12 protein-coding genes and 6 pseudogenes are annotated in these 12,907 nt (G+C 49.2%); 13 read left to right on the plus strand and 5 right to left on the minus strand.

What is annotated here, in order from left to right:
- Window positions 1-73: 73 nt before the first annotated feature.
- Window positions 74-429 (plus strand): annotated as a pseudogene (locus HU143_RS11060) (Arm DNA-binding domain-containing protein); the annotation flags it as partial.
- Window positions 430-762: 333 nt separating this feature from the next.
- Here the strand turns inward: HU143_RS11060 and HU143_RS11065 are convergent.
- A complete protein-coding gene (locus HU143_RS11065) occupies window positions 763-1,650 on the minus strand; it encodes a hypothetical protein (RefSeq protein ID WP_051129228.1) in 888 nt (295 codons plus the stop codon).
- Between the two features lie 306 nt (window positions 1,651-1,956).
- Between HU143_RS11065 and HU143_RS24545 the strand changes: the two are divergent.
- Window positions 1,957-2,112: pseudogene (locus HU143_RS24545) on the plus strand (recombination protein NinG); the annotation flags it as partial.
- 33 nt (window positions 2,113-2,145) lie between these two features.
- Here HU143_RS24545 and HU143_RS24550 read toward each other — a convergent pair.
- Window positions 2,146-2,283 (minus strand): annotated as a pseudogene (locus tag HU143_RS24550) (IS4 family transposase); the annotation flags it as partial.
- 179 nt (window positions 2,284-2,462) lie between these two features.
- On the opposite strand from HU143_RS24550, the pseudogene HU143_RS24555 reads away from it, so the two are divergent.
- The 4 genes and pseudogenes from HU143_RS24555 to HU143_RS11095 form a co-directional block, all read left to right on the plus strand.
- A pseudogene (locus HU143_RS24555) lies at window positions 2,463-2,966 on the plus strand (pertussis toxin-like subunit ArtA); the annotation flags it as partial.
- 19 nt (window positions 2,967-2,985) lie between these two features.
- The gene (locus HU143_RS11085) at window positions 2,986-3,411 is read left to right on the plus strand and encodes a subtilase family AB5 toxin binding subunit (protein ID WP_000727930.1); all 426 of its coding nucleotides are present in this window, start codon (window positions 2,986-2,988) and stop codon (window positions 3,409-3,411) included.
- Window positions 3,412-3,469: 58 nt separating this feature from the next.
- Window positions 3,470-3,640, plus strand: a pseudogene (locus HU143_RS24835) (putative holin); the annotation flags it as partial.
- Window positions 3,641-3,819: 179 nt separating this feature from the next.
- Window positions 3,820-4,226, plus strand: a pseudogene (locus HU143_RS11095) (recombinase family protein); the annotation flags it as partial.
- A 155-nt stretch (window positions 4,227-4,381) separates the two neighbouring features.
- On the opposite strand, the gene sapB reads toward HU143_RS11095, so the two are convergent.
- The 3 genes from sapB to pspF all read right to left on the minus strand — a co-directional run bounded on the left by sapB (window position 4,382) and on the right by pspF (window position 8,085).
- Entirely contained in the window at window positions 4,382-5,347 is a 966-nt protein-coding gene (gene sapB, locus HU143_RS11100) for a peptide ABC transporter permease SapB (protein ID WP_000583298.1), read from the minus strand.
- The gene (sapA, locus tag HU143_RS11105; RefSeq protein WP_023227159.1) at window positions 5,344-6,993 is read right to left on the minus strand and encodes a peptide ABC transporter substrate-binding protein SapA; all 1,650 of its coding nucleotides are present in this window, start codon (window positions 6,991-6,993) and stop codon (window positions 5,344-5,346) included. The genes sapB and sapA overlap by 4 nt, the downstream gene beginning before the upstream one ends.
- A gap of 111 nt (window positions 6,994-7,104) precedes the next feature.
- Complete coding sequence (gene pspF, locus HU143_RS11110; protein WP_001747565.1) at window positions 7,105-8,085, minus strand: phage shock protein operon transcriptional activator; 981 nt, start codon at window positions 8,083-8,085, stop codon at window positions 7,105-7,107.
- A 170-nt stretch (window positions 8,086-8,255) separates the two neighbouring features.
- On the opposite strand from pspF, the gene pspA reads away from it, so the two are divergent.
- The 7 genes from pspA to HU143_RS11145 all read left to right on the plus strand — a co-directional run bounded on the left by pspA (window position 8,256) and on the right by HU143_RS11145 (window position 12,802).
- A complete protein-coding gene (gene pspA / locus HU143_RS11115) occupies window positions 8,256-8,924 on the plus strand; it encodes a phage shock protein PspA (protein WP_000510996.1) in 669 nt (222 codons plus the stop codon).
- A 59-nt stretch (window positions 8,925-8,983) separates the two neighbouring features.
- On the plus strand, window positions 8,984-9,208 hold the full coding sequence (gene pspB / locus HU143_RS11120; RefSeq protein ID WP_001274953.1) for an envelope stress response membrane protein PspB: 225 nt from the start codon (window positions 8,984-8,986) through the stop codon (window positions 9,206-9,208).
- The gene (gene pspC, locus HU143_RS11125) at window positions 9,208-9,567 is read left to right on the plus strand and encodes an envelope stress response membrane protein PspC (RefSeq protein WP_023227158.1); all 360 of its coding nucleotides are present in this window, start codon (window positions 9,208-9,210) and stop codon (window positions 9,565-9,567) included. Before pspB ends, pspC begins: the two co-directional genes overlap by 1 nt.
- 22 nt (window positions 9,568-9,589) lie before the next feature.
- Window positions 9,590-9,808: a phage shock protein PspD gene (gene pspD / locus HU143_RS11130; RefSeq protein WP_001097607.1), complete on the plus strand. Its 219-nt coding sequence runs from the start codon at window positions 9,590-9,592 to the stop codon at window positions 9,806-9,808.
- A gap of 75 nt (window positions 9,809-9,883) precedes the next feature.
- Window positions 9,884-10,198 (plus strand): thiosulfate sulfurtransferase PspE, encoded by a 315-nt coding sequence (pspE, locus tag HU143_RS11135; protein ID WP_000913430.1) that lies wholly within the window; start codon window positions 9,884-9,886, stop codon window positions 10,196-10,198.
- A 148-nt stretch (window positions 10,199-10,346) separates the two neighbouring features.
- Window positions 10,347-11,744, plus strand: coding sequence for a YcjX family protein (locus tag HU143_RS11140; RefSeq protein ID WP_000825858.1), 1,398 nt, complete (start codon window positions 10,347-10,349; stop codon window positions 11,742-11,744).
- The gene (locus HU143_RS11145) at window positions 11,741-12,802 is read left to right on the plus strand and encodes a YcjF family protein (RefSeq protein WP_000003989.1); all 1,062 of its coding nucleotides are present in this window, start codon (window positions 11,741-11,743) and stop codon (window positions 12,800-12,802) included. Before HU143_RS11140 ends, HU143_RS11145 begins: the two co-directional genes overlap by 4 nt.
- Window positions 12,803-12,907: the final 105 nt, after the last annotated feature.

Here is a 12,907-nt window from a genome sequence, read left to right on the forward strand (position 1 = left end):
ATTCGTTATCGAGCGTTGGTGTTTTAATTTTGTGCACTTTGAGGTTATCAATTTATGCAAAATGTGTACACAGATGTGTATATCCTCTCATGGAGTGTACACATTGCTTGCCGATACAAAATTAAGAAAGGCTCCTGGCAAAAAAAGAGACCAAATCAAGGTCATCTCAGACGCTCATGGTCTCAATGTCAGGCTCTCTACATCCGGCAGTATAACATTCTTTTACCGATACAGATGGAACGGGAACGCTGCTCAACTGACGATTGGCGATTATCCAACCATATCACTATCTCATGCCAGGGAACGCCGTCAGTACTTTAGATCATGGTTAACTGAGGGACTCGATCCTCGTCGCCAGATGGTACTGGAGAAGAAGAAAAAAACAGAAGCGTTAACCGTAAAAGAACATACGACTACTGGGAGAAGTTTTAGCACTGTACGGAATTTGGGCCAGGGTCATTAAGACCGACAGTGGCGGCTGGCGCCAGTTTGGAGTATGGCGCGATCAGGATGTTGCGGCATTAGTCTCTGGGAGGTTCACAATAAGACAGATCGGAATACTCCGGCATGAGGTGTTGCGTCTTAAACCGCTGCAGCGGGTCAGCAGGGGGAATGATATTTATTAGCTCAGATGTGAGCTGACAGTTACCGATTATTTATACAGTAACTGTCAGTTTACAATATCGTAAAAACCTTAACAAAAATATAATTTTGATGATAATCCCTTTATCTACCCAAAAGTAATAGAGCTGAGTTTATGATTTAATCTATAGGACTTTCCAGCGTTACTCTTACGGACTTTCTTTTTACAGTGATAGTTGGCGGGATCGTCGTGCTTCTAAGATGTGTAAATGGGATTTCACCAGCATAAAATACACCAGCACCATGATAACCAGAAACTTTGACATCTGTGTAGCCTCGACTCCAGATCTCATTAGCAACCCTCTCTATAAAAGAATCACGTTCTCCAAACACCATTCGTTCAAAGAAACCAGCATTTCTATTCGCTTTATCTATGTCCTCATTTTTAAAACTATTAGGCTTTCTTTTATCTGCGGAATAACAACTACTAATCCTTATATCCTTTATAACCTCTAAAACTTTATTAGCAACCAGAATATCAACCAGTTGTTTTGCAGTAAAAACAGAGTCGCCACTGGCTAGAACATTAGTGCCTGCTACACCATGACCGGTAATATAGACCTTTTTAAACGCACTTAATGTGATCTCATCTAGTATGAGGTTTTCTTGCTGCCGTGCAACAATACCTACAGCTGCTCCGCAATTTACATCATTAGTGTATTGTTGCAGATCAATGTGACCCGAAAGAGTTTTATAATGAGTGCTGATTGTTTTTTCAAATTCGGACGCTGCGTCTTTACTTATAAAAACACCAGGATATAAGTGCTTCCCAGAAAAAACTCTGGATATTTGTTGTCCCAGCATATGCAGGCAAGCAGATTTGTTGAAGCCTTTCTCTCCCGTTACTAACAAGAAACCACTTTTTTGCTCAACCTGTGAAATATTATAAGCAATATTAGCTACCCTAATAATATCTTTGGCTAGGTTAGTTGCGCCATTTCCGATAGTGGCAGTGCCGGGGGCTGCCCCTCTAATATTGAGGATCGCGGCAGAAATAGGTTTCATCATATTCACCTCTCATGTAGTGATAATGGTTATTATGTGATATTTACTTTTTAATATTTATTTGTTATCACTTACCTGCTGTTCAGTCAATATTAATACATGATTACGCCTGTTTTTACATTAATTTTACTGGTGCGGGATTGTATGATCTTGTTATTACTCAACGTAAGCCTCTGTTTATATATAATAAAATTGGAGAAATCTGTTGACTGTATTTTATTTGCATTAATATAGATATGCTATGAATTATTACGCATGCATAATCTAACGTTATTAGATGCTATATCCGTAACCGGGTCTGAGGTGAGCATGGCTAAATTACCGCGCCGTAAATGCAAAGTTTGTCGGGAATGGTTTCCTCCTGCTTACAGCAACGTTGTCTGGTGCTGTCCTGAACATGGTGCTATCTACGCGCTGGAACTGCGTGCCAAAGAAAAGAGTAAAGCCGCAGCCAGGTGTATCAGAGGTAAACACCTGGCGGATAAAGCCGAACGCCAGGCGAACGGTTGCATGCTTAGAGAGCATCAGGCAGTGTTGTATACACTCAGCAGGAAGATGTTCCGCAAACATCTGCGCTGAAGGCGGTGGCATAAGGGGATGGTCGCTGAAATCGAGCAGGTCATTGAGAAGTGACATAACAAAACGGCTCCCTGTAGGGGAAGCCGTTATAGTGCCGCAGTTTAAGGATCGGCATTGCGCAATTACCGGGATTTTCGTGCCCGTAAACCGGGGAGGTTTGTTTTTCTAATTTTATCCAGCGAGACGTAAAGTATGACTGAGCTATGGTTAGCACTCGGTTTAACACATTAGGTGGTTTGCCTGATAGTTTCTGTAGGAGAGAGTATGATAAAAAAGTAATATTATTTTTAGTGTTTTTTTGGTCATTCAGGTGCCGTTGATTTTGTATATCGTGTTGACTCGAGACCTTCAGAAGTGATTTTTCGGGATGGTTTTGCTTCTCACGGCAATAACAGGAATCTTCAGCAACATATAAGAGATGACTCCTGTGTATCCGGTAGTCGAGACAGTACTATATTGCGACTATCTCAGATATTAATGAGGCTTATAATATAGCACGATTATATTACTCCAGAGCAACATTTAGCGGCAGGTTGTACAGATACAGAATCCGTGCAGACAATAGTTTCTACAGCCTTCCGCCGTCTGTTACTTATATTGAGTTATGTGGTATCCAGTTTGGTCATTTTGAGCGAGTGATGATGCGGTTACAAAGTGAGTATGTATCTGTAAATTCTATCCCAATTGAAAATATCCATGAAGCAGTTGAGCTTGTTTACGATAGAAATACAAGTATGGTAAATATTGTTGGAGTGGATTATGAAAAAGAAATTAAAGGTTCTGACTCTTGCTCTTGCGTCATTATCCAGTGTTTGTTATGCAGCTATGGCTGATTATGATACGTATGTGAGTAATGTTCAGATTAACAACCTGTCTTATGGTGTGTATACGTCAGGGGGTAAGGAAACTCAGTTTTTTTGTATCGGACTGAAGCACGGGAGTGAAGCTATTAGTATCAATGCCATGTGTAAAGTGGATGTGTACGGGAATCATAAACAGGGGTTTGATAACATGCTAAATACAGCAAAGTATTATTATACAACAGGGGGGGATGTAAGGATATATTATAAAGAGAATGTTTGGCGCGACCCCGATTTCAAAAGTGCATTCTCTTCCAGGGAATTAATTGCGATAACTACTTGTAGCTCATCAAGTTATTGTATGGGGCCTACGGTGACAAATTAAATGTTGCTAGGTATTAAACGCTCTAAAGAACAGGCTTAATCTTGTTGGTGAGACGATTATGTCTGAACCTTTATCAGGTTCCTGTATGGCTGTAGCGATCTGTGGGGCAACGATATTCAGACTGTTTACTGGAGCGGATTTTGGGATTGTATTTTGAGCATTTGCGGGAACGTTGTTCGTGGCAACAATGCCGCAGATACTGTCACCCCAAAGCACTCCTTCAAGCTTCTGACAACTGTGGGTGGTTTGTTTGATGGAGTGCCTCTTAAGATTAGAACTCTCACCATAAAGGCTGCGCATTTACGTGGCCTTTTTCGTATTCAGGCTAACGGGAAGCACTCACTACGCGCTTTGTTGGATAAATCCAGCCCGTGAAGCCTGTTCCTTTTAGTCAGGACGTTATCATAAGGGGACACACTGGTTGTATGGAAGCGTGATCGCCTGGGTCGCAGTATGCGTCATCTGGTCGTTCTGGTAGAAGAATTGCGCGAACGCGGCGTTAATGTCCGCAGCCTGACCGACAGCATAGACACGTCGACGCCAATGGGGCGATTCTTCTTTCATGTCATGGGCGCACTCGCTGAAATGGAACGTGAATTGATTGTGGAAAGAACCCGCGCTGGACTGGAAGCGGCAAGGGCGAGGGGGCGTAATGGTGGCCGACGACCGAAACTAACATTGGAACAATAGGCGCAGGCCCGGCGTCTGATTGGGTCAGAAGTACCGCGACAGCAGGTAACGATTATTTATGGGGGCTGTCGACGCTGTACAGAAAACTTCCTGCAGCATCACGCAGTGAAACCCGGAGGCGCTGATAGAGAAGATAAATCTCCGGCAATCATCATCGAAGCATGGACTTGGACTGCCGGAGAAAATAGAAAACAATATGTATATATTTACGTACTAAAAAACGAACTTATCACAAAAATAAAAGCATAACTTTTTGATTTAATGATATTTTTATTGCTTCTTATCGTAAGGCATACCATTCCTTATGTTTCAGAGGGTTAGCCATAGCACCCAAAATATCGGAAATCACATTGACCACAATAACCAGCGACCCAATGACCATCACGCCAGCGGAAATAGCGGCATAGTCCTGCTGACGAATGGCGTGAATTAACCATCGTCCCAGCCCTGGCCAGCTGAAAACCATTTCGGTAATCATCGCCAGCGTTAACATGGTTGAAAACTGCAGACCAAGACGGGGAATGACCGGCGGCAGCGCATTATGCAACACGTGACGACGTAAAATCGTAAAGCGCGACAAGCCGCGCGTGGCCGCCGCTTTAACGTAGTTCTGATCGTAGACCTCAATAGTGCTGATTCGCATCAGGCGGATCACTTCTGTGGTCGGCGCGACGGAAAGCGTGAGCACCGGTAAAACCATATGCCGTATGGCGCTCATCACCATTTCATCACGCCACGGCGAATCTGAAATCCAGGCGTCAATGATGGCGAAACCGGTAACCGGTTTAACTTCATAAAGCAGGTCAAATCGCCCGGATACCGGCAGCCACCCCAGCGTGAGCGAAAAGAACAGTGTGAGCAGAAGGGCCAGCCAGAAAACCGGAATTGAGAAACCTAATAGCGCCAGCGCGCTGATAAAACGATCCGGCCATTTGCTACGCGTCACGCCAGCCAGCATCCCGACCGGGATGCCGACCATCAGCGCAAAACCAAAGGCGAGAATGCACAGCTCCATCGTGGCGGGAAACACCTCTTTAAGCTGTTCGGAGATCAGCTGGCCGTTAATGCTGGACACGCCAAAGTCCCAGTGCAGCAGACCGTTGAACCAGAAAACCCAGGCATTCCATAATGATGCGCCTTGTAGCGGCGCGTGCGGCGTAAAATAGCTCAGGCTAAAGCCGATAAAGGTCAGGAAGAATAGCGTCACCAGCAACAGCAATAACCGACGCAGGGTGAAGATAATCATGGTTTTTTCACCTCTTCGTGTTTTTCGCGGGAGACGCCGGCAAAAGACGCATTGCCGAACGGGCTTAACACCAGTCCTTTAATATCGTAGCGGTAAGCCTGTAAGCGTAGTGATGATGCCAGCGGCAGTATCGGCAGCTCTTTCTCCAGGATATTCTGCGCTTCGTCATACGCTTCTATACGCGAAGCCAACTGCTGCGACGACAGTGCTTTACGCAGCACGCTGTCAAATTCAGGGTTACACCAGTGGGCGAAATTGGTTTGCGAATTGATGGCCGCACAGCTTAACAGCGGTCTGAAAAAGCTATCCGGATCGTTGCTGTCCGTGGCCCAGCCGGATAAGGTCAGATCGTGATTCATATCCATCAGGCGCGCCTCCTGAAAACGACCTTCAACCGGCACAATGACCACTTTTACGCCAACCTGCGCCATATCCGCCTGAATAAGCTCCGCCGTTTTTAGCGGACTTGGGTTCCAGGCCTGAGAACTGGTCGGCACCCAGAGATGCAGCGTAAGATTCTCAATGCCCAGCGCTTTTAGTTGTTCGCGCGATTTTTGCGGATTGTACTCCGTAATTTTGGCATCGTTATCGTAAGCCCATGAGGCTCTCGGTAAAATGGAGGCTGCGGTTTCCGCCGTGCCGTAATAAATCGACTGCATCAGGCGCTGGTTGTTGATCGATAAGGCCAGCGCATGGCGCACTGCGGGATTATTCAACGGCGGCTTGTCGGTGTTAAAGGCCAGATAGGCGATATTCATCCCCGGGCGCAACGTCAGACGTAAACGCGGATCGTCGCGTAAAATAGTTAGCTGGCTGGCGGCGGGCCAGGCCAGAACATCGCATTCACCGGTCAGTAATTTCGATAAACGCCCGGTACCGCCGGAGCCTAAATCCACCACCACTTGCGGCATCAGCGGTTTGCCGCGCCAAAACCCATCGTGGCGCTGGAGACGAATAAACTGCCCGGCACGGTACTCCGAAAGCTGGAAAGGCCCGGTGCCGACCGGTTGGCGGTCTAGCAGTTCCTGACGATCTTTTCGGCTAAGCTGCGCGGCGTACTCAGCGGACATGACGGAAGCGTAGTGTGTAGCCAGATGCCATAAAAAGGAGGCGTCTGGCTGCGTCAGGCGAAACTCAACGGTGTTATTGTCCAGCTTACGCACGCTTTTTACATTGTCGGCGAACTGTAGGCTATCAAAGTAGGGGAAGCTACTGCCGTTGATGTTATGCCACGGATGTCGACGATCGAAAATCCGCTGAAAGGTAAAGACGACATCATCAGCATTGAGTTTTCGGGTCGGCGTAAACCAGGCTGTTTTTTGAAAGGAAACGTCGCGGCGCAGGTGAAAACGGTACGTTGCCCCGTTATCCAGCACTTCCCAGCTTTCTGCCAGCTCTGGGACTAAACGATAAGTATAGGGATCGACATCCAACAGGCGGTCATATAACTGGGCGGCCAGGGTATCGACGATGAGGCCGCTGCTCGCTTTTTGTGGATTAAAGGTGTTGACCTGCCCGCTGACACAATACACAAAGCCGCTATCGCGAATATCTGCACTCGCAGTTTGTTCGGGCGCAGTCGCAGCCGTAGCCTGACTACTCAGTAGACCCGCTATCACGATCAGAGACGATAAAACCAGGCGCATAATAGTTAAGTTTTTGAAGTTCAATTTGCAAAGTGTATCGCACTTCGGCCCGCCACGTAAAAATGTCGGTGGATAACTGGCGTAAATGTCGTCAATTAGCCGGAGAAATCGCTAAAGCTGATGCTTTTTAAGCAAGGCGCGAAACTGGTGGTAGGTGAGTGCCAGTAAATCGGCGGCTCGTTTCTGGTTAAATTTCGCCTGCTGTAAGCTACGTTGCAGCAGCGCTTTTTCCTGTTGCAGTTGAAACTCCCGCAAGTTGAGCGGCAGGTCAGGCGTGGCGGATGCCGATGGCAGGGCGGGCGTGGGCGGTTCGGCGGGATGGCGTTGAAAAGGATCGATAACAATTTCATCCAAAGGATGTTCACTGCTGCCGTGGCGATACACTGAACGTTCGACTACGTTTTTCAGCTCGCGGACATTACCCGGCCAGGCGTAATGCAACAACGTTTCTTTTGCCCGATCGGTAAAACCGGGAAATAAGGGCAGACGTAGCTCACGACACATCTGAATAGCAAAATGCTCGGCCATTAGCATGATATCGCTCTGGCGTTCGCGCAGCGGCGGCAGTTGTACAACATCAAAAGCCAGCCTGTCGAGCAGATCGGCACGAAATGTCCCTTCCTTCACCATGGCGGGTAAATCGGCATTAGTGGCGCATACTAATCGCACATTAACCTGTAACGGTTGGCTGCCGCCGACGCGCTCTAGCTCGCCATATTCAATCACCCGCAGTAGCTTTTCCTGTACCAGCATCGGCGCTGTCGCCAGTTCATCCAAAAACAGCGTGCCGCCATCGGCGCGTTCAAAACGACCGGGATGGCGTTTTTGCGCCCCGGTAAAAGCGCCCGCTTCATGACCAAACAATTCGGAGTCCAGCAGGTTTTCGTTAAGCGCCGCGCAGTTAAGCGAGATAAGCGGCCCCTGCCAGCGTGAAGAGAGATAGTGCAGGCGATTGGCGATAAGTTCTTTACCCGTACCGCGTTCGCCAATAATCAGCACTGGCTTATCCAGCGGCGCGAGCCGGGAGACCTGTTCCAGTACTTCAAGAAAACGGTTTGCCTCGCCGAGCAGGTTATCTTTAAATTCAGCCATGATGAAAATCGCCACTTGTTAGTGTTTTTCACCACTTTAGCCTTTTTTGCTGGCGAGGTAAAACGAAATAATTCCTTTACTATCAGTGGCATGAAAAGTTGGCACGCAAATTGTATTAATCATGTAGCAGGGCATCGCCCGTTATCAGAACATTATGTGAGGATTGAATTATGGGTATTTTTTCTCGTTTTGCCGACATCGTGAACGCCAATATCAATGCGTTGTTGGAAAAAGCGGAAGATCCGCAGAAGCTGGTGCGCCTGATGATTCAGGAGATGGAAGATACGCTGGTGGAGGTTCGCTCGAACTCCGCGCGTGCTTTAGCGGAAAAGAAACAGTTATCCCGTCGTATTGAACAGGCTACGGCTCAGCAGATTGAGTGGCAGGAAAAAGCGGAACTGGCTCTGCGTAAAGATAAAGACGATCTGGCGCGCGCCGCATTGATTGAAAAACAAAAGCTGACCGATTTAATTGCTACGCTTGAACAGGAAGTCACGCTGGTGGATGACACGCTGGCGCGCATGAAGAAAGAGATTGGCGAGCTGGAAAACAAACTCAGCGAAACACGCGCTCGCCAGCAGGCGCTGATGCTGCGTCATCAGGCGGCGAGTTCTTCCCGTGATGTCCGTCGTCAGCTTGACAGCGGCAAACTGGATGAAGCCATGGCACGGTTTGAATCCTTTGAACGTCGTATCGATCAAATGGAAGCGGAAGCGGAAAGCCATCGTTTTGGTAAGCAGCAATCGCTGGACCAACAGTTTGCCAACCTGAAAGCCGATGATGAAATCAGTGAGCAGCTGGCGCAGTTGAAAGCCAAAATGAAGCAAGATAATCAATAATGACAATGGCGGCGCCGGTACGCGCCGTCGCTCATCAGCTTTAGGTGTAAGGAGAACGCATGAGCGCGCTATTTCTGGCCATCCCGTTAACCATTTTTGTGTTGTTTGTGTTACCGATTTGGCTGTGGCTGCATTACAGCAACCGCGCCGGTCGGGGAGAACTGTCGCAAAGCGAGCAGCAACGCTTACTGCAACTCACAGACGATGCGCAACGTATGCGCGAGCGCATTCAGGCGCTGGAAGATATTCTTGATGCAGAGCATCCGAACTGGAGAGAGCGCTAATGGGGGGAATCAATCTGAATAAAAAACTATGGCGTATGCCGCAAAAGGGCATGGTGCGTGGCGTTTGCGCCGGGATCGCCGACTACCTTGATGTACCGGTAAAACTGGTGCGTATTCTGGTCGTGCTGTCGATTTTCTTTGGGCTGGCGTTTTTTACCGTAGTGGCCTATATCGTTCTGTCTTTTGTACTGGACCCTATGCCGGATAATCTGGCCGCAGGGAAACCGCAGCCGACCAGCGGCGAAATGCTGGATACCGTAGACAGAGAGCTTGCCGCAGGCGAAAAGCGTTTGCGAGAAATGGAACGCTACGTCACGTCAGATACGTTCACACTGCGTAGTCGTTTCCGTCAACTGTAACTGATATATCGGGAAGGTGAAGATGAATACTCGCTGGCAACGCGCCGGGCAGAAGGTGAAGCCCGGCTTCAAAATAGCAGGTAAGCTGGTTCTGTTGACCGCGTTACGCTACGGGCCTGCCGGCGTGGCGGGATGGGCGGTAAAATCCGTCGCCCGTCGTCCGCTAAAAATGTTGCTGGCGTTTGCGCTGGAGCCAGTACTTCGTAAGGCGGCGAATAAAATTTCGCAGCGTTACAAATAGCGAGTCTGGTCATAATATTTCGTTAAGCTCTGGCGTATAGTGTGTGCGAAATACATTACGTGTCAGGACGGAAGTATGTTGAAAAAAGGAATATTTGCGTTAGCGTTATTCATAGCCATGCCGCTTTATGCCGCAGAATACTGGATAGATGTCCGCATTCCGGAACAATATCAGCGAGAGCATATTCAGGGCGCGATTAATATCCCATTGCAGGAGATTAAATCTCATATCGAAACGGTAGTTCCAGACAGGAACGATACGGTAAAGTTATATTGCAACTCCGGACGACAGTCGGGCATGGCAAAACAAATGTTGCTTGATATGGGGTATACGCACGCGATGAATATGGGCGGCATCAGTCGTCTTGATATGCCGAAAGTAAAAAAATAGATAATCTATTGCTCAATACTCATACTAACCGCGGCGCTTAATGCGCCGTTGTTGATCTCTCCGGGTAGTTGATAATAACGTTTTTGCACATATCTATAACGCAGGCTCGTTATTATTTTTTCTTCTCTTCAGGCTCAACAGGATGTCAATGAAGCGACTTAAAACTGAACTCAACGCGCTGGTCAATCGTGGGGTAGACAGGCATTTGCGTCTTGCCGTAACCGGGTTGAGCCGCAGCGGTAAAACAGCGTTTATCACGGCGATGGTTAACCAGTTGCTTAATGTCCACGCGGGCGCGCGCTTACCGTTGCTCAGCGCGGTACGCGAAGAACGCCTGCTTGGCGTAAAGCGCGTGCCTCAACGTGATTTTGGTATTCCCCGTTTTACCTACGATGAGGGGATACTTCAGCTTTATGGCAATCCTCCCGCCTGGCCCACACCGACGCGCGGTGTCAGTGAGATTCGGCTGGCGTTGCGCTATCGCTCAAACGACTCGCTGCTGCGCCATTTTAAAGATACCTCGACATTGTATCTGGAGATTGTGGACTATCCAGGGGAATGGTTACTCGATCTGCCCATGCTGGCTCAGGATTATTTAAGCTGGTCCCGTCAGATGAACGGCTTGTTACAAGGACAACGCGCTGAGTGGGCCGCAAAATGGCGGCAACTTTGCGACGGACTCGATCCGCTGGCGCCCGCCGATGAAAATCGGCTGGCGGAGATTGCCGCCGCCTGGACGGATTATTTGCATCAGTGTAAATCGCAGGGATTGCATTTTATTCAACCTGGACGGTTTGTTTTGCCGGGCGATATGGCGGGCGCGCCAGCGTTGCAGTTTTTCCCGTGGCCGGATGTGGACGCCTTCGGCGAGTCAAAACTGGCGCAGGCGGATAAGCAGACCAACGCTGGAATGCTGCGCGAACGCTTTAACTACTATTGCGAAAAAGTGGTCAAAGGGTTCTACAAAAATCATTTTCTACGCTTTGATCGCCAGATTGTGCTGGTCGACTGTCTGCAACCGCTTAATAGCGGGCCGCAGGCGTTTAATGATATGCGTCTCGCCTTAACGCAGTTGATGCAAAGTTTTCACTATGGCCAGCGAACTCTGTTTCGTCGTTTGTTTTCGCCGGTGATTGATAAATTGCTGTTCGCTGCGACGAAAGCCGACCATGTCACCCTCGACCAACATGCCAATATGGTGGCCTTGCTCCAGCAGCTTATTCAGGATGCCTGGCAAAATGCCGCGTTTGAAGGCATTAGTATGGATTGCTTGGGGCTGGCGTCGGTACAAGCGACCACCAGCGGTGTGATTGAGGTCAACGGTGAAAAAATCCCGGCTTTACGTGGAAACCGTTTGAGTGACGGCGCGCCGTTAACCGTGTACCCCGGCGAAGTGCCTTCGCGTTTGCCGGGACAAGCGTTTTGGGATAAGCAGGGCTTTCAGTTCGAAGCCTTTCGTCCGCAGGTAATGGATGTTGATAAACCATTACCGCACATTCGTCTGGACGCTGCGCTGGAGTTTTTAATAGGAGATAAGCTGCGATGAGCGAACGGTTAAAACCGCGTATTGATTTTGCAGAACCGCTAAAGGAGGAGCCTACGTCGGCCTTCAAAGCGCAGCAAACTTTTAGCGAAGCGGAGTCGCGTACATTTGCGCCTGCAGCTATCGACGAGCGCCCGGAAGACGAAGGCGTGGCAGAAGCGGCGGTCGATGCCGCGCTGCGTCCCAAACGCAGCCTGTGGCGTAAAATGGTGATGGGAGGGCTGGCGCTGTTTGGCGCGAGCGTGGTCGGGCAAGGCGTACAGTGGACAATGAATGCCTGGCAAACTCAGGACTGGGTCGCTTTAGGCGGCTGTGCCGCAGGCGCGCTGATCGTTGGCGCTGGCGTGGGATCGGTGGTCACGGAGTGGCGGCGATTATGGCGCTTGCGCCAGCGGGCGCATGAGCGCGATGAGGCGCGTGAACTGTTACATAGCCATAGCGTCGGGAAAGGTCGCGCATTTTGCGAAAAACTGGCGCAGCAGGCGGGGATTGATCAATCACATCCGGCATTACAACGTTGGTATGCCGCTATTCACGAAACGCAAAACGACAGGGAAATCGTCGGTTTGTATGCGCATCTGGTACAGCCGGTACTTGACGCACAGGCGCGACGTGAGATTAGCCGTTTCGCCGCGGAATCGACTCTGATGATCGCCGTCAGCCCGTTAGCGTTGGTGGATATGGCGTTTATTGCCTGGCGTAATTTACGCCTGATTAACCGTATCGCAACGCTGTATGGCATTGAACTTGGTTATTACAGCCGCCTTCGTCTGTTCCGTCTGGTGTTGCTGAATATCGCGTTCGCGGGAGCCAGTGAGCTGGTGCGTGAAGTCGGTATGGACTGGATGTCTCAGGATCTGGCCGCACGCCTGTCCACGCGCGCGGCGCAGGGGATTGGCGCAGGTCTCCTTACCGCTCGACTGGGAATAAAAGCGATGGAGCTATGTCGACCATTGCCGTGGATCGACAACGATAAACCACGTCTCGGTGATTTTCGTCGTCAGCTTATCGGTCAGCTAAAAGAGACGCTGCAAAAGAGTAAGTCGTCGCCTGAGAAATGACCTTCCACAGGGCGCTGACTGCCTGGCTTTACGCCGCAGCGCCCGTTTTTCCGCCATGCTGTCAATATTTGTTGACAGAATCCTTCCTGCCAGCCGAATAGTGGC

Source organism: Salmonella sp. SJTUF14076 (assembly GCF_015534835.1).
GTDB classification, from domain to species: domain Bacteria; phylum Pseudomonadota; class Gammaproteobacteria; order Enterobacterales; family Enterobacteriaceae; genus Salmonella; species Salmonella enterica.